Source organism: Xanthomonas sp. LF02-5 (assembly GCF_034105325.1).
GTDB classification, from domain to species: Bacteria; Pseudomonadota; Gammaproteobacteria; order Xanthomonadales; family Xanthomonadaceae; genus Xanthomonas_A; species Xanthomonas_A sontii.
Window position 1 is genome coordinate 294,975 of the sequence record NZ_JAXGGF010000005.1, and the last position, 18,947, is coordinate 313,921.

Annotated in this window: 18 protein-coding genes; 10 read left to right on the top strand and 8 right to left on the bottom strand. The window is 70.7% G+C overall.

Features of this window, described 5'->3' with window-relative positions:
* Window positions 1-5: 5 nt before the first annotated feature.
* On the top strand, window positions 6-791 hold the full coding sequence (gene trmB / locus SLW52_RS14990) for a tRNA (guanosine(46)-N7)-methyltransferase TrmB (protein ID WP_295976358.1): 786 nt from the start codon (window positions 6-8) through the stop codon (window positions 789-791).
* A 66-nt stretch (window positions 792-857) separates the two neighbouring features.
* Window positions 858-2,726, top strand: coding sequence for an SLC13 family permease (locus tag SLW52_RS14995; protein WP_010341810.1), 1,869 nt, complete (start codon window positions 858-860; stop codon window positions 2,724-2,726).
* 31 nt (window positions 2,727-2,757) lie between these two features.
* Here SLW52_RS14995 and SLW52_RS15000 read toward each other — a convergent pair whose 3' ends face one another.
* Window positions 2,758-3,096, bottom strand: a complete 339-nt coding sequence (locus SLW52_RS15000; protein ID WP_267122961.1) for a Rieske (2Fe-2S) protein — start codon at window positions 3,094-3,096, stop codon at window positions 2,758-2,760.
* A 202-nt stretch (window positions 3,097-3,298) separates the two neighbouring features.
* Between SLW52_RS15000 and SLW52_RS15005 the strand changes: the two genes are divergently transcribed.
* From SLW52_RS15005 to SLW52_RS15025, 5 genes are all read left to right on the top strand, one after another.
* Complete coding sequence (locus tag SLW52_RS15005; RefSeq protein WP_017910413.1) at window positions 3,299-3,571, top strand: hypothetical protein; 273 nt, start codon at window positions 3,299-3,301, stop codon at window positions 3,569-3,571.
* 118 nt (window positions 3,572-3,689) lie between these two features.
* Window positions 3,690-4,397 (top strand): fumarylacetoacetate hydrolase family protein, encoded by a 708-nt coding sequence (locus SLW52_RS15010; RefSeq protein WP_295976356.1) that lies wholly within the window; start codon window positions 3,690-3,692, stop codon window positions 4,395-4,397.
* 108 nt (window positions 4,398-4,505) lie between these two features.
* On the top strand, window positions 4,506-4,925 hold the full coding sequence (gene mscL, locus SLW52_RS15015; protein ID WP_017910415.1) for a large-conductance mechanosensitive channel protein MscL: 420 nt from the start codon (window positions 4,506-4,508) through the stop codon (window positions 4,923-4,925).
* 96 nt (window positions 4,926-5,021) lie between these two features.
* A complete protein-coding gene (locus SLW52_RS15020) occupies window positions 5,022-6,437 on the top strand; it encodes a M28 family peptidase (protein WP_295976355.1) in 1,416 nt (471 codons plus the stop codon).
* Window positions 6,438-6,499: 62 nt separating this feature from the next.
* Window positions 6,500-7,552 (top strand): LacI family DNA-binding transcriptional regulator, encoded by a 1,053-nt coding sequence (locus SLW52_RS15025; protein ID WP_295976353.1) that lies wholly within the window; start codon window positions 6,500-6,502, stop codon window positions 7,550-7,552.
* Here the strand turns inward: SLW52_RS15025 and SLW52_RS15030 are convergent.
* From SLW52_RS15030 to SLW52_RS15040, 3 genes are all read right to left on the bottom strand, one after another.
* Window positions 7,515-8,630, bottom strand: a complete 1,116-nt coding sequence (locus SLW52_RS15030) for a cytochrome P450 (protein WP_320740569.1) — start codon at window positions 8,628-8,630, stop codon at window positions 7,515-7,517. The genes SLW52_RS15025 and SLW52_RS15030 overlap by 38 nt on opposite strands.
* Before the next feature lie 88 nt (window positions 8,631-8,718).
* Window positions 8,719-8,808 (bottom strand): tryptorubin family RiPP precursor, encoded by a 90-nt coding sequence (locus tag SLW52_RS15035; protein ID WP_017911958.1) that lies wholly within the window; start codon window positions 8,806-8,808, stop codon window positions 8,719-8,721.
* 197 nt (window positions 8,809-9,005) lie between these two features.
* Window positions 9,006-9,845, bottom strand: coding sequence for a TrmH family RNA methyltransferase (locus SLW52_RS15040; RefSeq protein ID WP_267083732.1), 840 nt, complete (start codon window positions 9,843-9,845; stop codon window positions 9,006-9,008).
* 486 nt (window positions 9,846-10,331) lie between these two features.
* Here SLW52_RS15040 and SLW52_RS15045 point away from each other — a divergent pair, with 486 nt between their 5' ends.
* Entirely contained in the window at window positions 10,332-11,393 is a 1,062-nt protein-coding gene (locus SLW52_RS15045; RefSeq protein ID WP_295930520.1) for a hypothetical protein, read from the top strand.
* 42 nt (window positions 11,394-11,435) lie between these two features.
* Here SLW52_RS15045 and SLW52_RS15050 read toward each other — a convergent pair whose 3' ends face one another.
* Complete coding sequence (locus tag SLW52_RS15050; RefSeq protein ID WP_267083733.1) at window positions 11,436-11,993, bottom strand: GNAT family protein; 558 nt, start codon at window positions 11,991-11,993, stop codon at window positions 11,436-11,438.
* A gap of 164 nt (window positions 11,994-12,157) precedes the next feature.
* Between SLW52_RS15050 and SLW52_RS15055 the strand changes: the two genes are divergently transcribed.
* Both SLW52_RS15055 and SLW52_RS15060 read left to right on the top strand, forming a co-directional pair.
* On the top strand, window positions 12,158-12,901 hold the full coding sequence (locus SLW52_RS15055; RefSeq protein WP_010341794.1) for a polysaccharide deacetylase family protein: 744 nt from the start codon (window positions 12,158-12,160) through the stop codon (window positions 12,899-12,901).
* Complete coding sequence (locus tag SLW52_RS15060) at window positions 12,898-14,019, top strand: glycosyltransferase family 4 protein (RefSeq protein WP_148828493.1); 1,122 nt, start codon at window positions 12,898-12,900, stop codon at window positions 14,017-14,019. Before SLW52_RS15055 ends, SLW52_RS15060 begins: the two co-directional genes overlap by 4 nt.
* A gap of 24 nt (window positions 14,020-14,043) precedes the next feature.
* On the opposite strand, the gene SLW52_RS15065 is transcribed toward SLW52_RS15060, so the two are convergent.
* The 3 genes from SLW52_RS15065 to SLW52_RS15075 all read right to left on the bottom strand — a co-directional run bounded on the left by SLW52_RS15065 (window position 14,044) and on the right by SLW52_RS15075 (window position 18,837).
* Window positions 14,044-17,169: an efflux RND transporter permease subunit gene (locus tag SLW52_RS15065; RefSeq protein ID WP_320740568.1), complete on the bottom strand. Its 3,126-nt coding sequence runs from the start codon at window positions 17,167-17,169 to the stop codon at window positions 14,044-14,046.
* A complete protein-coding gene (locus SLW52_RS15070; protein ID WP_267122118.1) occupies window positions 17,166-18,263 on the bottom strand; it encodes an efflux RND transporter periplasmic adaptor subunit in 1,098 nt (365 codons plus the stop codon). The genes SLW52_RS15065 and SLW52_RS15070 overlap by 4 nt, the downstream gene beginning before the upstream one ends.
* 148 nt (window positions 18,264-18,411) lie before the next feature.
* Window positions 18,412-18,837: a hypothetical protein gene (locus SLW52_RS15075; protein ID WP_320740567.1), complete on the bottom strand. Its 426-nt coding sequence runs from the start codon at window positions 18,835-18,837 to the stop codon at window positions 18,412-18,414.
* Window positions 18,838-18,947 lie beyond the last annotated feature (110 nt).

Sequence of the window (18,947 nt, forward strand, 5' to 3'; positions counted from 1 at the left end):
CAGGCATGACCGATCCGTTCTCCAGCGCCGGCGCCAAGACCCCGCCGAAACCCTTCACCGTCGAGGAAGGCCATCGCCAGGTGCGCAGCTTCGTGCTGCGCCAGGGGCGCTTCACGCCGGCGCAGCAGCGCGCATTCGACGCGCTGTGGCCGCGCTTCGGCCTGGACTACAGCGGCCAGCCGCGCGATCTGGACGCCACTTTCGGCCGCACCGCGCCCAAGGTGCTGGAGATCGGCTTCGGCAACGGCGCCGCGCTGCGCCATGCCGCGCAGCACGACCCCAGCCGCGACTACATCGGCATCGAGGTGCACGCGCCGGGCGTGGGCCGCCTACTCAACGCCTTGGCCGAGGACGGCGCCGATCACGTGCGCCTGTACCACCACGATGCGGTGGAGGTGCTGCAGCACGAGATCGCCGACGGCAGCCTGGACGAAGTGCGCATTTACTTCCCCGACCCCTGGCACAAGAAGCGCCACAACAAGCGGCGCCTGCTGCAGCCGGCCTTCGCCGCGCTGCTGGTGCGCAAGCTGCGCGACGGCGGCCGCCTGCACTGCGCCACCGACTGGGCCGATTACGCCGAACAGATGTGGGACGTGCTCGACGCCACCCCCGGCCTGGTCAACCGCGCCGGCCCGCGCGGCCACGTCCCGCGCCCGGACTGGCGCCCGCAGACCCACTTCGAGACCCGTGGCCAGAATCTGGGGCATGGGGTGTGGGATTTGCTGTACGACCGGGAATCGGGAACGGGGAATGGGGAATCGGAAGAGCCCTCGTCTGCCGCCCCCCGATAGCGACGACCTGCGACGACCGGCCGCTTCTGCCATTCTCCATTCCCGATTCCCCATTCCCGGCCTCGCATGGACACCGCGCTGACGCTGACCACCGATATGAAGCTCGTGCTCGGGCTGGTCGGCTTCACCATGGCGATGTTCGTGTTCGAGCGGATCCGCGCCGACGTGGTGGCGCTGGTGGTGCTGGTGGTGCTCGGGGTGACCGGTCTGATCGCGCCGGAGGAGCTGTTCAGCGGCTTCTCCGGTAACGCGGTGATGAGCATCATCGCCACCACCATCCTCGGCGCCGGGCTGGAGCGCACCGGCGCGCTGAACCGGCTGGCGTCGTGGCTGCTGCGCCGCGCACGCGGGGTGGAGGAGCGGCTGATGCTGCTGACCACCGCCATCGCCGGGCTCAACTCCTCGTTCATGCAGAACCCCTCGGTGATGGCGCTGTACCTGCCGGTGGCCTCGCGCCTGGCCGGGCGCACCGGGCTGACCCTGCAGCGGCTGCTGCTGCCGATCGCCGCGGCCATCGTGATGGGCGGCGCGCTGACCATGGTCGGCAACTCGCCGCTGATCCTGCTCAACGACCTGCTGCAGTCGGCCAACAACAACCTGCCCTCGGGCATGGCCACCATCGAGCCGCTGCGCATGTTCGCGCCGCTGCCGATCGGCGTGGCGCTGCTGGCGGCCTCGCTGATCTATTTCCGCGTGCGTGGCGACAAGGCGCTGGCCGAAGAAGAGCGACTGATCAACGACGGCGTCACCCCGGCGCGCACCGAGAGCTATTTCGCCCGCACCTACGGCATCGAAGGCGACGTGTTCGAGCTGATCGTCAGTGCCGACAGCCCGCTGGTCGGCATGACCCTGGGCGAGGCCGAGACGGTGCACAACGCGCCGCTGCTGCTGGCCCTGAAGACCGGCAACGACACCCGCCTGGCGCCGCCGGCGGACATGCGCATCTGGGTCGGCAGCGTGCTCGGGGTGATGGGCGCGCGCCAGCAGGTGGCCGATTTCGCGCAGAACCAGTTCCTGCGCCTGTCCTCGCGCCTGCGCAACCTCGGCGACCTGTTCAACCCCAGCCGCGCCGGCATCTCCGAGGCGGTGATCCCGCCGACCTCGCGCTTCATCGGCAAGAGCGCGGCCGAGCTGCGCCTGCGCAAGCAGGCCGGGATCAGCCTGCTGGCGATCAACCGCGACAAGCAGGTGATCCGCGAGGACGTGCGCAAGGTGCCGCTGCGCGCCGGCGACATGCTGGTGTTCCACAGCATCTGGCAGGACCTGGCGCAGGCCTCGGAAAGCCGCGATTTCGTGGTGGTCACCGACTACCCCAAGGGCGAGCACCGCCCGCACAAGTTCAAGATCGCAATGACGATCTTCGCCCTGACCATCCTGATCGCGCTGACCTCCAGGCTGCCGGTGGCGCTGACCCTGATGACCGGTGTGGCCGGCATGCTGCTGACCGGCGTGCTGCGCATGGACGAGGCCTACGCGGCGATCAACTGGAAGACCGTGTTCCTGATGGCCGGGCTGATCCCGCTGGGCTGGGCGATGGACAGCAGCGGCGCGGCGGCCTGGGTTGCCGGGCATACCATTGCGCGACTACCCGAGGGCATGCCGGTGTGGGCGCTGGAGATCGCCCTGGGCCTGCTGACCACCGCGTTCTCGCTGGTGATCAGCCATGTCGGCGCGACCATCGTGATGGTGCCGATCGCGGTCAACCTGGCGCTGGCGGCCGGCGGCAATCCCACCGCGTTCGCGCTGATCGTGGCGCTGTCGGCGTCCAATAACCTGATGACCGCGTCCAATCCGGTGATCTCGATGATCACCGGCCCGGCCAACTACCAGCCGCGCGAACTGTGGCGCGTCGGCGGCCCACTGTCGCTGGTCTACACCCTGGTGGTGGTGCTGATGGTCAACCTGATGTCGATGGGCTGGTGGCACGCGCTGTAGCGCGGCTCGTCGCAAGCACCTGCGCTGCGCGCTAAACCAGCACCACCTGCCCGTCGCGCACGTCCACCGGCACCGCATGCAGGCTCTGGCCGCGGCAGGGGCCGGACACGCACTCGCCGCCCTGCAGTTCGAACGCGGCGCCATGCGCGGCGCACACCACGTGGCCCTCGCGGCTTTTCAGGAACTGGCCCGGCGCCCAGTCCAGGCGGCGTCCAGCATGCGGACACACGTTCAACCACGCGCGCACGCGGTCGCCCTCGCGGTACAGCAGCAGCGATTCGGACTCGCCGCCGATCAGCGTCTCGGCCTCGGCCAGCTCGCCGGAAACGAGGGCGTGCAGCGGCGCCAGCACGGCAGATGATTCGGTCATGGAACGCAGCGCGGGCAGCAAGGGGTGGTCATTCTGGCATGGGCGATCGGAACCCGTGACGCCGCACACCCTTCACCCGGCGAGCACATGCAAGCCCCTGACCGCAAAGTGTTAATTTTTCGCTTAACGAAGTTTTCACTCCGTCACATAAAACAGCGTCGATACTGCGCGCCTTCGGTTCAAACTGAAACAGAGTTCTGCCATGCGCGCTCGCCTCTTCAATTTCGACCAATTCCGGCACGTCTTCGCGCCGCGCAAGCCGCGCCATCCGCTGGTCAAGCTGGCCGTGGGCCTGCTCGGCCTGGCGATCCTGGCCGGGCTGGTGTTCGTCAGCGTGTTCGTGGGCGCGGCGATGATCCTGGGCGGCATCGCGATGAAGCTGCTGAGCCAGCGCGGCAAGCGCCCGGCCACCGCGCGCCGCCATGTGGTCGATGGCGAGTATCGGGTGGTGCGCAAGCCGGCCTTGCCGCTTTAGAGCTGGGAATGGGGAATCGGGATTGGGGAATCGTGAGAGCGACATCCGCTTCCCTGTTGGAATCGGGTTGAACCCAACCCGCTAAACTGCGGCATCCCCTCTCGTTGGATGCATGCTCATGAAAGATCTGTTCGCCGCTGCCGAGGCTCCGCGCGTTCCCGTGCGTGGGCAGGGCCTGTTTCCGGTGCATCGCATCTACTGCGTGGGTCGCAACTTCGCCGACCACGCGCGTGAGATGGGCGCCAGCGCGCCGGCCTCGAAGGCCGAGCGCGGCCAGCCGACCTTCTTCATGAAACCGGCCGATGCGCTGGTGATCGGCGACGAGGCCGTCCCCTACCCGTCCGCGACCCAGGACCTGCACCACGAGGTGGAACTGGTGGTGGCATTGGGCCAGGACGCGCCCGTCGGCGTGCTGCCGGTGGACGGCGCCGAGGCGCTGATCGTGGCCTATGGCGTGGGCCTGGACCTGACCCGTCGCGACCTGCAGGCCGCGGCCAAGGCCAAGGGCCTGCCGTGGGACATCGCCAAGGGCTTCGACGCCTCCGCGCCGATCAGCGAGCTGATCCCGGCCGGCGAGGTCGGGGCGCTGGAGGCCTTGAACCTCTCGCTGGAAGTCAACGGCGAGGTGCGCCAGCAGTCGCTGCTGGAGCAGATGATCTGGAACGTGCCGGAGATCCTGCACGAGCTGTCCAAGCTGTTCGCGTTGCGCGCCGGCGACCTGGTGTTCATGGGCACGCCGGCCGGCGTGGCCGCGCTGCGCCCGGGCGACCGCTTCAGCGCGCGCCTGGAGAACGTGGCCGAGCGGCACGGCCGCATTATCGGCTGAGGACGCGCCTGTCGCGCGACATACGCGCGCCTGTGATTCGACCACCACGGCGACTGCGCTAGGCTAGCGCCGCGGCGACAGGCCCGCACTGACAAGAGAGGAGTCCCGATGAGCATGATCCGCGAATTCAAGGAATTCGCCATGCGCGGCAACGTGTTGGACCTGGCGGTCGGCGTGGTGCTCGGCGCCGCGTTCGGCAAGATCGTCACCGCGCTGGTCGAGAAGATCATCATGCCGCCGATCGGATTGCTCGTGGGCGGCGTGGATTTTTCGCGCTGGGCATGGACGCTGAAGGCGGCGACGGTGGACGCCGCCGGCAAGCCGGTACCGGCCGTGGTGATCGGCATCGGCGATTTCCTCAACACCATCATCCAGTTCGTGATCGTGGCCTTCGCCATCTTCATGCTGGTCAAGGCGATCAACCGCATCGCCCGCAAGGAACCGCCGGCGCCGAAGGCCCCGACCGAGGAAGTGCTGCTGCTGCGCGAGATCCGCGATTCGCTCAAGCACGAGCCGCGCCCGGAGTAAGCGCGACGGCACACGCGGCTTCCGCCATGGAGGCCGCGTCGTGCACGGCGGTGAGGCACTGCTAAGCTCGCGGTTCCTGTGTCCGCGGAGTTTTCCATGCGTCGTCTTGCCGTCGTCATCGCTGCTGTGCTGAGTCTGTCCTCTCCTGCGGTTGCCGCCGAGGCCACGCGCATCCCGGAGGCGGCACTCCGCGACGCGGCGGCCTTGCGCGAGCGGGCACTGGCCGACGACACCGGCTGGAAGGTGGTCGAGTCGCTGACCACCGAGATCGGCCCGCGAATGGCGGGCAGCGAGGCCGACGCACGCGCGGTGGCCTGGGCCACGGCGACATTCAAGGCACTCGGCTTCGACAAGGTGTGGACCGAGCCGGTGACGTTCCCGAAATGGGAGCGGCGCAGCGAACACGCGCAGGTGCTCGGCGCGCATGCGCAACCGCTCACCGTCACCGCGCTGGGCGGCAGCCCAGGCGGCACGGTCGAGGCCGAGGTGGTGCGCTTCGCCGACCTGGCCGCGTTGCAGGCGGCGCCGGCCGATGCGCTGCGCGGCAAGATCGCCTTCGTCGATTACCAGATGCTGCGCACCCGCGATGGCAAGGACTACGGCAACGGCGGCGCGGTGCGCAGCAAGGGGCCGTCGGAAGCGATCCGCAAGGGCGCGATCGGTTTCGTGATGCGCTCGGCCGGCACCGATTCGCACCGCGTGCCGCATACCGGCATCACCCGCTTCGACGAAGGACTGACGCCGGTGCCGGCGGCGGCGCTGTCGGTGCCCGATGCCGACCAGCTGGCGCGCCTGCTCGCGCGCGGCCCGGTGCGCCTGCGCCTGGCGCTGGACTGCGGCTGGGACGGCACCGCGACTTCCTACAACGTGATCGGGCAGATCACCGGGCGCACGCTGCCCAACGAGGTGGTGCTGATCGGCGGGCACCTGGATTCCTGGGACCTGGGCACCGGCGCGATCGACGACGGCGCCGGCGTGGCGATCAGCATGGCTGCCGGGCATCTGATCGGCCAGCTCAAGCAGGCGCCCAAGCGCAGCATCCGCGTGGTCGCCTTCGCCAACGAGGAGCAGGGTCTGTACGGCGGCAAGGCCTATGCGCAGGCGCATGCCAAGGACGTGGCGCGGCACCAGATCGCCGCCGAGAGCGACTTCGGCGCCGGCCGCATCTATGCCTTCAACACCGGCTCCGGCGATGCCGCCGGCTCGCGCGCGGCGACCCGGCAGATCGCCGAGGCGCTGGCACCGCTCGGCATCGCCTATGCGCCGGACGCCGGCGGCCCCGGCCCGGACGTCGGGCCGCTCGCCGCCAAGGGCGGCGCCTGGGCCTGGCTGGCGCAGGACGGCAGCGATTACTTCGATCTGCATCACACCGCCGACGACACCCTGGACAAGATCGACCCGAAGGCGCTGGCGCAGAACCTCGCCGCGTATGCGGTGTTCGCATATCTGGCGGCGCAGGCCGACGGCGGTTTCGGCAGCCAGGCCAAGACAGTGGAACCGCCCAGGGAGTAAAGTAAACCGGACCTGCGCAGGACGCGCGCAGGGGCTTCCCCTCCGCAGCAGCGCCAGGACCTTTGATGGGCATACGGCAACGTCGCGCGGGCTCAGCGGTGACGTTGCTGGATGTAGCCCGCCATGCGGGCGTGTCGCCGATGACTGCTTCGCGCGTGATCAATCGCCACCCGCGCGTGAGCGCTACCATGCGCGAGCGCGTCGAAGCGTCGATCAAGGCGCTCGGCTACCGCCCCAACCTCGCCGGCCGCTCGCTGCGCACCGCAGGACTGGCGCGCATCGGCGTTCTCTACAGCAATCCCAGCGCGGCCTACCTCAACCAGTTCATGCTCGGCATGCTCGAGCAGAGCAGCCTGGAAGGCTGCCAGGTGCTGGTGGAAAAAAGCGACGACAGCGACAGCCAGCGCGCCGCCACCGAACGCCTGCTCGCGGCCGGTGCCGATGGCCTGATCCTGCCGCCGCCGCTGTGCGATGCGCGGCAGACCATCGCCGAACTGGATGCGCGCGGCATTCCGCTGGTGGCGGTCGCCACGGGCGCACCGATGCCCGGGGTCAGCTCGGTGCGCATCGACGACTACCAGGCGGCGTGCGCGCTCACCCGGCACCTGCTCGACCTGGGCCACCGCGACATCGGCTTCGTCAGCGGCGATCCCGGGCACACGCCCAGCGCGCTGCGCAGCCGCGCGTTCTTCGACACCATGGCCGGGGCCGGGCTGAAGGTGGCGCCGGAGCGCGTGGCCGAAGGCCTGTTCACCTACCGCTCCGGCCTGCTCGCGGCCACTGCGTTGCTGCAGGTCGCCCCGCGTCCCAGCGCGATCCTGTGCAGCAACGACGACATGGCCGCGGCAGCGCTGGCGATCGCGCACGGACTGCGCCTGCGCGTGCCCGAAGATCTGTCGATCGCCGGTTTCGACGACACGCCGGTGGCCACCACGATCTGGCCGGAGCTGACCACCATCCACCAGCCGGTCGCGGCGATGGGCAGGGCCGCGGTGACGCTGCTGCTCGGCGAAATTCGCCAACGCCGCGACGGACTGCCCAGCCGCGGTACCCATCAGGTGCTGGACTACACCCTGGTCACGCGCGGGTCCACCGCGCCGCCCGCACCGCGCTGAGCGCCGTCACCGCGTGCGGCAGGCGACGCCTCGCGCGCGTGTGCCGGATCACGTCGACCTGGGCCACACCGAGCAGCCCGGTCAACGGCACAGTGGCGCGACGCTGCTGCGGGTCCGCGACCAGGTCCTGACCGCGCAGCAGGTCCAGTAGCCGCTCCGCCAGCGGCATGACCATGTGCCGGCCCCAGCAGCGCTCGGAGGCATGGCCGAACGGCAGGTAGCCGGGCAACGCATCAGGATCCACGCCGTCCCAGCGCTCGGGCCGGAACGCCTCCGGCTCCTCCCACAGCGCCGGATCGCGATGGCTGAGCAAGGGCAGCACCAGCACGTCGTCGGCGGCGCCGATACGCGGATCCAGCGCACCGTACTCGGGCGAGGCATTGCGCAGGATGTTCCAGGACGGCGGCAGCAGGCGCAGGGTTTCGTAGAGGATGTTGCGGTTGCAGACGCGCGCGTCGAACGGCGACCCCAGCCACAGCGCGTTGGCGACCAGCGTGGAAATGGTGAAGCACACCGGCGCGGCGGTGCGCCGGTACAGGCCCATCGCATCGCGGCGCGCGCGGTAGCCATCGGCCGCGGACAGCAGCGTGGCCAACGCCGAGGCCTCCGCGCCCGGCGCCAGCGCTGCGAGCGCGCCGGCGGCGATCACCGCCCAGGTCAGGCGCGGCGTCAGTTCCAGGGTGCGGTCCATCAGCAGGCGCAGCCGCCACGGGTCGCCGCCGAGCAGCAGGTCGCGCAGATAGACATGGCCGATGTGCGGCCATGGGCCGGACAGATCGAGCGTGGGCGGCGGCGGACGCTTCAGCGCCTCGCGCACGTCGCGGCCGATCGCCTGCATCAGTTTCGCCGCTTCGCTGCGCGCGATCGAGCGGCCGTGCAACGGCTTGAAGGTCGGCCGTTCGTGTTCGGTGGCGGGCCGGGCCGCGAGCAGGCGGTCGCTCAGCGCGGCGCCGGCGACACCGACCGTGTCGGCATCCAGGCGGAACGCGTCCTGCCCCACATGCGCGCGCAGCAACGCCTGCAGACGCGGCGCGAAGACCGTGGCGCGCGCATCGCGGTCGACCATGGTGGCGGACATCGCCAGTCTCCTGGAGGAACGACGCCCGGCGCAGTGCATCCGCCGGGCACCGGCCGCACGGCATGCCGCGCGGCATCGCACACGGCGCTCAGTACCAGATGTACCAGGCGTACGACTTCAGCGGCTTCTTCGACGACAGCAGGTGCTTGATGGAGAACAGCAGCTTCATGAGCGACATCTCCGCAGGAGTGACGATGGCCCTTTCGGGCGGGGGACTGCGCGGTTTCGCCGACGCCAGCGCGCGTGGCGCGATCGCATCGGCGAGGCGCGCCTGCACGCTACGCCGCCGGCAGGCCCCTCGCAAACCCGAAACCGGCCGGCGCGCACACTATTGCGTAGCCAAATGCAGCCGCATCTCAGCGCGTGACGCCGTGCTCAGCGCGCCGCACGCCCGTGCGGATGCCGGCTGCGCCAGGTGCCCAGCAACACCGCGGTGGCGGCGGCGACGTTGAGGCTTTCCACCGCGCCGCTGCCGGGGATGGACAGGCGCAGATCGCAGGCCTGCGCGAAGTCGCGGTCCATCCCGTCGCTCTCGGCGCCCATCACGTAGACCAGGCGCTGCGGCAAGGCAGTGGCGAACAGATCGTCGCCGCCGTCCACCAGCGTCGCCGCGAGGGCGAAGCCCGCGCCGCGCAATTGCGTCTGCGCCTGCATCGTGGGCGGCAGCCGCACCAGCGGCACCGCCTCGGCGCCGCCCTCGGCCACGCGCGCGGCGGCACCGGACAGCGCCAGTGCGGCCTGCTCCGGCAACAGGATCGCGCCCACGCCGAAGTGCGCCGCCGAGCGCAGGATCGCGCCGAAATTGTGCGGATTGCCCACGCCATCCAACCACAGCGCCAGCGCCGGACCCGGCGCCAGCGCCTGCAGCCAGTCGGCCAGGGCCAGCGGCGCGACGCGCAGCACGTCGGCCACCACGCCCTCGTGGTGACTGCTGGCGGCGAGCTTGTGCAGATCGGCCTCGTCCACCACGCGGTAGCCGACCCGGTTGGCCACGCACCACTTCAGCAGCGGCTGCAATGCCGGGATCCGCGCCTCGCTCAGGTACAGCTTGCGGATCGCCTCCGGCCGCCGCGCGTACACCGCGCGCACCGCGTTGAGGCCGTAGAGGCGCAGTTCGTTGCGGTTGGTCGCCGCCGCACCCTCGCCCCCGGCCCCTCTCCCGGGGGGAGAGGGAGGATTCCCACCGCGCGGGCGGTTGCCCCAGGGCGAGGTCATCGGCGCACGCCCGCGGCGCAGGCGCACCGCGCCGACGCGGCACAGCGGGAACGAAGGGCATGACGCATGGGACTCTCCTGAAAAACGCACGGGGCGCGCGCCCGGGACGGCGCGCTGCGGGGATTTTCGCTCATCCGCGCCCCACTGGCTGCCCCGGCATGACGCAGCGCGGCCCCGAGACTTGTCTACGTCATGCACCGCAAAGCGCAACCCGCATTCCGGCCGCACCGTGAAGTGGTTCGCTCCCGCCTTCCACCGTGCGGAATTCGCGGCAGCGCATGCGCAAATCCGACAAGCCTGACGTGCGCATCGGGTCCATTGTCGCCGCTTCTTCCGCCACCACGCAGGCGCCATCGACCCACCATCACCGTGCCATTCGCTTCGCAGACGGGATACCTGCGATGGCCTGCGCCGCCGCATCGCGCAGCGCCGTGTCCCGCGGGCTCCCGAGAACGCACTCCGCATTCTCACGACAAGGCGATTCCCATGCACTCCGACATCCGTCCGTTTTCCTCGTCCGCACGCCGCTGCGTGCACGCCGCCCTGCTGCTGATGCTGCCCCTGCTCGGCCTGAGCGCCAGCGCACTGGCCCAGACCGCCGCGCCCGACGCCCGCCTGGCGCGGGTCGGCGCCCTGCCCGCCGCGCACAAGCCCACCAACGTCCCCGACGGCTACATCCAGACGCCGTTCGGCTACTTCGCGCCGGCCTGCGTGCGCCAGGTCCATCGCAGCGACCGCGTGCTCGCCGACGGCGCCCTGCAGCATGCCGATGGCGCGCGCGAACAGGCGCAGGCCTGCACCCAGGACAACTTCACCCCCAACGGCACCCGCGTCCACCCCGACGGACGTGGCCTGGACGGCCAGCCGATCCGCGCTGGCGCGGCGCTGCGGGCAGCACGCGCGCACGGCGCGGTGCCGCCGCCGATCACCCACGACTGGGTGCAGTCGGCCATCGACGTGACCGGCAACAAGATGGGGCGCATCGTGGCCAGCTGGACGGTGCCGCAGAACCCGACCAACGTGGCGCAGCAGACGGTGTACTTCTTCCCGGGGATGCAGAGCGACGATCCCACGATCCTGCAGCCGGTACTCGGCTACCGCGGCTACAACGACAGCTGGGACCTGAGCAGCTGGAACTGCTGCCAGGACGGCATGGTGTGGCACAGCGACTTCATCGCGGCCAGGGCCGGCGACCGGATCGTCGGCGACACCTACGCCACCTGCAACAACGGCCTGCCCTGCACGAACTGGAACGTGGACACGCGCAACGTCACCACCGGCCAGAGCGTGCGGCTCAGCACCACCTACGACATCAACTCCCGGACGCACCTGGTGGTGGGCGGCGCGCTGGAAGTCTATGCGGTGGACAGCTGCGACCAGTATCCGCCGGACGGGAGCATCACCTTCGATGCGATCGGCGTCTACGACTACCGCATGCAGAAGGTGGCGTCGCCGGCGTGGGTGTCGTACAGCGACAGCTCGGGCCTGGACGTGCAATGCAACTACGCGGTGGACACCACCGCGACCTCGGCCACCATTTCCTACTGAAGCCGTGGCCCGCGCGCGTCGCTCGCACGGGCGACGCGCGACTCAGGCCGCCGCCCGGGTCCGCGCGAACAGGCGCAAATCGCGCGGCTGTCCATCGCGCAACGACAGTTCGCGGCGCGTGCCGATCTCAACGAAGCCGTTCTTCTGCAGCACGCGCGCCGAGCCATGGTTGTCTGGTAGCGTCAACGCCTCGATCCGCTGCAGGCGCAACGCCGGCACCGCCCAGTCCAGGTAGGCGGCGACGATGCGGGTCATCCGGCCCTGGCCCCAGTGCGCGCGGCCGAGCCAGTAGCCGAGCTCGGCCCGCTCCGGCGCCGGCTGCGCCGCTGCATGCAGGCCGATCCCGCCACAGGCCTCGCCGCCGATCTCGATCGCCAGCACCGGGTCGTTCAGGTCGATCACCTGCCCGCCCAGGAAGGCCTCGCCGTCGGCGCGCGTGTAGGGATGCGGAAAGCGCCGGCTGAGCCCGCGCGCCACCTGGGCGTCGTCGGCGTGGCGGACCAGCGCATCCAGGTCGCAGGTACGCCAACGCCGCAGCACGATGCCCTCCAGATGCAGTTGCAGGCCGCGCCAGGGGTCGACAGCGGCGGTCTCGGACATCGGCGGCTCCTGCGGCAAGGGAAGCGCAGCATAGCTGCCGGCCGCGGCCTGCACGGCGGCGCGATCGTCTACGGCTGAGGGTTTTACCCGACAGACCAGCGAAAGCCAGGCCCGGTAGACTCCCGCGCCGCACCTCGCCCTTCCGTCCAAAGAGCCGTTCCCCGATGCCTTCCGACACCGCCGCCACGGCCCGCATTCCGATCTTCATGTACCACAACGTGGCCGAGGCGCCGCGGCACCTGCAGGTGTACCGCAGCCTGTACGTCAGCCCGGGCCGCTTCGCCCGGCAGATGCGCCTGCTGCAGCGGCTGGGCTACCGCGGCGTGTCCATGTCCGACGCCATGCCCTATCTGCGTGGCGAGCGCCAGGGCAAGGTCGCGGTGGTCACCCTGGACGACGGCTATCTGGACAACCTGCACGCGGCGCTGCCGGTGCTGCAGCGGCTGGGTTTCACCGCCACGGTGTACATGGTCAGCGGCTGCATCGGCCGCCACAACGTGTGGGATGCGCAGAAGCTGGGCATCGAGAAGCCGCTGATGAACCTCGCCGAGCTGCGCCAGTGGCGCGCCGGCGGCATGGAGATCGGCGCGCATACCCGCTCGCACCCGCACCTGACCGGCTGCAGCGATGCGGCGCTGCGCGAGGAGATCGGCGGCTGCAAGCGCGAACTGGAGGACCTGCTCGGCGAGGCGGTGCCGCAGTTCTGCTATCCCTACGGCGACGTCGACGACCGCGTCGCCGACGTGGTGCGCGAGGCCGGCTACACCGCCGCCACCAGCACCCGCCGCGGCCGCGCCCCGGCCGGCTCGGACCCGATGCGCTATCCGCGCATCCAGGTCGCGCGTCATCACCTGCTGCCGCAGTTCGCGCTGCGCGCCTTCACCGCCTACGAGGACCGGCGCGGATGAAATTCCTGTTCGTCGGCACCAATCCCGAAAACACCGGCGCGGCCACCCATTTCGTGGCGCTGGCGCAGGCGCTGGCCGGCGTCGGTCATCAGGTCGAGGTCATCGCCTGCGAGGGCGGCCTGATCGCCGACGAATTGCGCCGCAGCGGCATCACCGTGCACGTCGGGCACTTCCGCAACGTGCTGGACCCGGACGGCTACCGGCCGCTGCTGCGCGTGGCGCGGCGCAGCCGGCCGGACTGGCTGGTGGGCAACTTCGGCAAGGAATACTGGCCGCTGCTGCTGGCCGGACGCGTGCTGGGCATCCCGGTCACGCTGTTCCGCCACCGCACGCCGGCGATGAGTGCGCTGTCCGGCTATGCGATCCCGCGCCTGGCGGCGCGCTTCTTCGCGGTGTCGCACTACGCGCGCCAGGCCTACCTGGAGCGCGGCGTGCCGGAGGCGCTGGTGCAGGTGCTGTACAACCCGGTGACCATGGAACGGCTGCGCCCGGATCCGGAGCGCGGCCGCGCCATCCGCGCCGCCCAGGGCCTGCCCGAGGATGCGATCGTGCTTGGCTACAGCGGGCGCATGCATGCCGGCAAGGGCATCTTCCCGCTGCTGGAAGCCGCTGGGGCGGCGATGGCGGAGGAGCCGCGGCTGCACTGCCTGTGGCTGGGCGACGGCCCGGACGCGGCGCAGTTGCAGGCGCAGGCCGCGGCCCAGCCGCACGGCCAGCGCCACCGTTTCGTCGGCTGGGTCAACGACACCACGCCCTACTACAACGCGATGTCGATGCTGGCGTTCCCGTCGCTGGCGCCGGAAACCTTCGGCCGGGTCTCGGTGGAGGCGCAGGCCAGCGGCGTGCCGGTGCTGGCCAGCCACGTCGGCGGCACCGCGGAGACGCTGGACCCCGGGGTCAGCGGCGAACTGCTCACGCCCGGCGACGTGGACGGCTGGCGCGATGCGATCCTGCGCCTGTGCGACGGCGAACGGCGCCAGCGCATGGGCCAGGCCGGGCGCGACTTCGTGCAGCGCCATTTCGGTGGCGCGGTGATCGCCGCGCAGTTCGTACACCTGCTGCAGCAGCCGCGCTGCGCGCCGCAGCCGCTGGCGCCGTCGCGCGTCGATCCGGCCTGAGCGCGGCTGCCTGAGCGGCCCGGCTCAGGCGTGGCCGCCGACCGACGGCGTCTGCACTTCCAGTTGCTGCAGGCGCTGCTGCACCGCGTCCGGCGAGCGCGTGTACGGCGCCAGCAGGGCATAGAACGCCGGCACCACGAACAGCGACAGCAGCGTGGACACCGATACGCCGAAGATCACCACGATACCGATGGTGGCGCGGCTGGCCGATCCGGGGCCGCCGGCGACCACCAGCGGGATCGCGCCGACCACGGTGGCCAGCGAGGTCATCAGGATCGGCCGCAGGCGCACCGCCGAGGCCTCTACAATCGCGTCGCGCACGCTGCGCCCGGCATCGCGCAACTGGTTGGCGAACTCCACGATCAGGATGCCGTTCTTGGCCGCCAGCCCGACCAGCATCACGATGCCGATCTGACTGAACAGGTTGAGCGTACCGCCGCTGATCGCCAGGCCGATCAGCGCGCCGAGCACGCCCAGCGGTACGGTCAGCATGATCACCAGCGGGTGGATGAAGCTCTCGAACTGCGCCGCCAGCACCAGGTACACGATCAGCAAGGCCAGGGCGAAGGTCAGCAGCACCGCGCCGCCGGCCTTCTGGTACTCGCGCGATTCGCCCTTCCAGTCGAGCTGCGCGTAATCGGGCAGTTCCTCGCGCGCCACCTGCTGCGCCCAGGCGATCGCCTCGCCGAGCGGATAGCCCGGGGCCAGGCCGGCGTTGATGGTGATGGCACGCAGGCGATTGAAGCGGTGCAGGTTGCCCGGCTCGGCGACTTCGCGCAGGGTCACCAGGTTGGACAGCGGGATCAGCTGGCCGCTGTCGGCGCGTACCCGGATCGCCGCCAGGTCGGCCGGATCGGCGCGGCCGTCGCGACTGGCCTGCAGCATCACGTCGTACTCCTCGCCGTTGTCGACGAAGGTGGTGACCTGGCGCGCGCCCATCAGCGTCTCCAGCGCGCGGCCGATCTCGGTCACCGGCACGCCGAGGTCGGCTGCCCGCTGACGGTCGATCTCCACGCGCATCTGCGGCCGGGTTTCCTTGTAGTCCGAGTCCGCCCCGACCAGCCCGGGGTTGTCGGCGATGCGCGCGAGCAGGCGGTCGCGCCACTGCGCGATCTCGGCGTAGTCGGGGCCGCCGAGCACGATCTGGAACGGTTGCCCGCGGCTGTTGACCAGGCCGCCGCCGACCTGGGTGCGCGCACGCACGCCGGGCAAGGCGCGCAGTTCCTCCTGCAGCGTCGCGGCGACGTCGGCGGTGGCCACGTCGCGCTCGCTCCAGTCGCGCAGGAACACGCTGACCCGACCGGTGTGCATCTCCTCGCTGGCGCCGAAACTGCCGGGCACGCGCGGATTGGCGCGTGCGATCGGCTGGCCGTCGCCGCGGTGGCGGTCGAGGATGGTCTCGACCTGGTGCATCTGCCCCACCGTGTAGTCGAAGCCGGCGCCTTCCGGCGCATCGATCATCACCTGGAACGAGCCGCGGTCCTCGGCCGGCGCCAGCTCCGAGGGAATCACCCGCGCCAGCAGCGCGCTGGCCGCCAGCGCCGCCAGCAGCAGCGCGCCGAACACCCAGGCGCGGCCGACGTGGCGCTCGAGCACGCGCCGGTAGCGCGCGCTCAGCCCCTGCAGCCGCGCCTCGACCCAGCCATGCACGCGGTTGGGCTGCTCGCGCGCGTGCGCCTTGAGCAGCTTGGACGACATCATCGGGGTCAGGGTCAGCGCGACGAAGGCGGAAATCGCCACCGCCGCGGCCAGCGCCACCGCCAATTCGCGGAACAGGCGCCCGGTGTTGCCTTCGAGGAAACCGACCGGCAGGAACACCGCCACCAGCACCGCGGTGGTGGCGATCACCGCGAAGGCGACCTGCGCGGTGCCGCGCCGCGCCGCCACCAGCGCCGGTTCGCCCAGGTCGACGCGACGCTGGATGTTCTCCACCACCACGATCGCATCGTCCACCACCAGGCCGATGCACAGCACCAGGGCGAGCAGGGTCAGCAGGTTGATCGAGAAGCCGAACGCATACAGCGCGATGAACGCGGCCACCAGGCACACCGGCACCGTCACCGCCGGGATCAGCGCCGCGCGCACGCTGCCCAGGAACAGCCAGATCACCACCAGCACCAGCAACACCGCCTCGATCAGGGTGTGGTAGACGCGTTCCACCGAGGCATCGATGAACACGGTGGAATCGAAGGCGACGAAGATCTGCGTGCCCTTGGGCAGGGTCTGCTGGATCTGCTGCGCGGCCGCGCGCGCGGCGCGGGCCACATCCAGGCTGTTGGCGGTGGAGGTCTTGACGATGCCCAGGCCGACGTTGGGCACGCCGTTGCTGCGGAAGTAGGCGCGGCGCTCGGCCGAGGCCAGTTCCACCTTGGCCACGTCGCCCAGCCGCACCACGTAGCCGTCGCGGCCCTTGCCGAGCGGGATCGTGGCGAAATCCGCCGGCGCGCGGTAGCTGCGCTCCACGCGCAGGGTGAAGTCGCGGTCGGCCGACTCCAGGCGGCCGGCCGGCAGTTCGACGTTCTCGCGAGCCAACGCGTTCTCCACGTCGGCCACGGTGAGGTCGCGCGCGGCCAACTGGTCGCGGTCCAGCCAGATCCGCATCGCATAGCGCTGGCGCCCGCCCAGGCGCACCTGGGCCACGCCGTCGATGCTGGACAGGCGATCCACCACGTAGCGTTCGGCGTAGTCGGACAGCTGCAGCGCATCCATCGTGCTGGAGCTCATGTTGAGCCACAGGATGGCGTCGGCATCGGCCTCGACCTTGGCGATCTCCGGCGCGTCGGCCTCGTCGGGCAGGCGGTCGAGCACGCGGCTGACCGCGTCGCGCACGTCGTTGGCGGCGGCCTCGATGTCGCGGGTGGCGCGGAACTCGATGCTGATGTCGGCCACGCCGTTGGAACTGCGCGCCTGGATCGTCTCGATGCCTTCGATGCCGGCCAGCGCGTCCTCCAGCACCTGGGTGATGCGGCTCTCCACCACCGCCGCCGAGGCGCCGGGGTAACGCACCTCCACCGACACGATCGGCGGATCGATCGCCGGCAACTCGCGCAGGGTCAGCCGGCTGTACGCCATCACCCCCAGCACCACCAGCAACAGGCTCATCACCGCGGCGAACACCGGCCGGGTGATGGAGACGTCGGACAGCTTCATCGCGCCAGGTCCGCCGCGGCGCTGCCGCTGCGCGCGCCGCCGCCGTTCATGCCGGCGGCGGCATCGACCACGGCCACGCCCGGACGCAGCTTACCGGTGCCCTCGACCACGATGCGCTGGCCGGGCTGCAGGCCGTCGACGATCTCGACCAGGCCGTCGCGGCGCGCGCCGGTGCGCACGTCGGTGCGCGCCACGGTGGCGTCGACGCCGACGCGATAGACGAAAGCGTCGCGCCCCACCTGCACCACCGCGATCTCCGGGATCACCAGCGCCTGCCGGGCGGGCCGATACAGGCGCACGTCCATCAGCATGCCCGGGCGCAGCGCGCGGTCGGCATTGTCGAAAGCCGCGCGCACGGTGACCGCGCGGGTGGCGCTGTCCACGCGCGCATCCACCGTGGCGACATTGCCTTCGAACGCGCGCCCCGGGTAGGCCACACTGCGGCCGCCGACCACGTCGCCAGGCTTCACCGTGGACAGCGCCGCCTCCGGCACCTGGAAATCCACGTAGACCTGGGCCACGTCGTCGAGCGTGGCGATGGTCGCGTCGGGCGTCAGCAGCGCGCCGGGGCTGACCTGGCGCAGGCCGAGCACGCCGGCGAACGGCGCGCGCACGCTGCGGTCGCCGATCTCCGCGCGCATCTGCAGCACCCGCGCCTGCGCGGCATCGCGCAGCGCGCGTTGCGTGTCCAGTTGCGCGCGCGACACCAGTTGCCGCCCGACCAGTTCGCTCTGCCGCCGATACAGTTGCTCGGCCTCGGTGTAGGTGGCCTCCGCCTCGCGCAACGCCGCCTGCTGGCCCTGCCCGCGCAGCGTCACCAGCGGCGCGCCGGCCGCCACTTCCTGGCCACTCTCGAAATGCACGCGCTCGACGATCTCGCTGACCTTGGCGGTCAGCGTCACCGACTCGCGGGCCTTGACCGTGCCCAGCGCGGCCAGGCTGTCGTTCCACTCACGGGGCTGCACCGTCTGCAGCGTCACCGGAATCGCGGCACTGGCTGCGGCCGGCGCCGGGGCCTTGCCGCAACCGGCGAGCGCGAGCGAGGACAACAGGAGGCACACCAGGCGGACGCCGGCGCGTGGTCGGTGCGGCATGGAGATCCCGGACGCGTGGAGTTCGACCCAGTCTAACGGCCTGGCGTGACGGGCGTTGACACGTCGCGACCATGACCGACGACCCTTGCCGGCCAACGCATGCGCTGCGCGATGAGACGCAGCGCACGCGTGGCGCGGCTTGGGCCGCTCAATCAGTCTTGCCGGTACGACGCCGGGTGAAGTACGGATAGGCCACCACGAAGGCAAGCGCCGATGCAGTCCCAAGCAGCATGCGCACCGCCTGCCCCAGGGTGTGCGGCACATACAGGGAATGCGCCGACGCGTCATACCAGATCGCGTGCAGCATCATCAATCCGAACGAGGCCATTGGCAGCCCGAACACCAACCAGCCGAAAAAGCGCAGCGCCGGCGACGTACGCCCCTCGGCTAATTTGCCGACGACCTCTGTGCTGGCCAGGTGGTACTGGAACGGATCGGAGGTGGCGTATCTGGGCGGCGGCGGCGGCGCTGGCTCCGGCTGCACCGGCTGATGCGTCACCTGTTCGGCGCACGCCGGTTGGACCAGTTCGGCCACATTGGTTCTGGCCAACACGTCATGCAGCTTCGGATCCATGCGTTCCCCCCTGAACGTTGCCCGGCAGCGTCGTCCGCCACCCAATCCGCCATCCCTGCGCCTGCCACGCGAGTGCGCGCCGCATAGCATGCGGGCGGCGCAGGAACCTG

Coding starts and splice junctions, on each gene's coding strand:
- trmB (WP_295976358.1), top strand. CDS start 6: ATGACCGATCCGTTCTCCAGCGCCGGCGCCAAGACCCCGCCGAAACCC.
- SLW52_RS14995 (WP_010341810.1), top strand. CDS start 858: ATGGACACCGCGCTGACGCTGACCACCGATATGAAGCTCGTGCTCGGG.
- SLW52_RS15000 (WP_267122961.1), bottom strand. CDS start 3,096: ATGACCGAATCATCTGCCGTGCTGGCGCCGCTGCACGCCCTCGTTTCC.
- SLW52_RS15005 (WP_017910413.1), top strand. CDS start 3,299: ATGCGCGCTCGCCTCTTCAATTTCGACCAATTCCGGCACGTCTTCGCG.
- SLW52_RS15010 (WP_295976356.1), top strand. CDS start 3,690: ATGAAAGATCTGTTCGCCGCTGCCGAGGCTCCGCGCGTTCCCGTGCGT.
- mscL (WP_017910415.1), top strand. CDS start 4,506: ATGAGCATGATCCGCGAATTCAAGGAATTCGCCATGCGCGGCAACGTG.
- SLW52_RS15020 (WP_295976355.1), top strand. CDS start 5,022: ATGCGTCGTCTTGCCGTCGTCATCGCTGCTGTGCTGAGTCTGTCCTCT.
- SLW52_RS15030 (WP_320740569.1), bottom strand. CDS start 8,630: ATGTCCGCCACCATGGTCGACCGCGATGCGCGCGCCACGGTCTTCGCG.
- SLW52_RS15035 (WP_017911958.1), bottom strand. CDS start 8,808: ATGTCGCTCATGAAGCTGCTGTTCTCCATCAAGCACCTGCTGTCGTCG.
- SLW52_RS15040 (WP_267083732.1), bottom strand. CDS start 9,845: ATGACCTCGCCCTGGGGCAACCGCCCGCGCGGTGGGAATCCTCCCTCT.
- SLW52_RS15045 (WP_295930520.1), top strand. CDS start 10,332: ATGCACTCCGACATCCGTCCGTTTTCCTCGTCCGCACGCCGCTGCGTG.
- SLW52_RS15050 (WP_267083733.1), bottom strand. CDS start 11,993: ATGTCCGAGACCGCCGCTGTCGACCCCTGGCGCGGCCTGCAACTGCAT.
- SLW52_RS15055 (WP_010341794.1), top strand. CDS start 12,158: ATGCCTTCCGACACCGCCGCCACGGCCCGCATTCCGATCTTCATGTAC.
- SLW52_RS15060 (WP_148828493.1), top strand. CDS start 12,898: ATGAAATTCCTGTTCGTCGGCACCAATCCCGAAAACACCGGCGCGGCC.
- SLW52_RS15065 (WP_320740568.1), bottom strand. CDS start 17,169: ATGAAGCTGTCCGACGTCTCCATCACCCGGCCGGTGTTCGCCGCGGTG.
- SLW52_RS15070 (WP_267122118.1), bottom strand. CDS start 18,263: ATGCCGCACCGACCACGCGCCGGCGTCCGCCTGGTGTGCCTCCTGTTG.
- SLW52_RS15075 (WP_320740567.1), bottom strand. CDS start 18,837: ATGGATCCGAAGCTGCATGACGTGTTGGCCAGAACCAATGTGGCCGAA.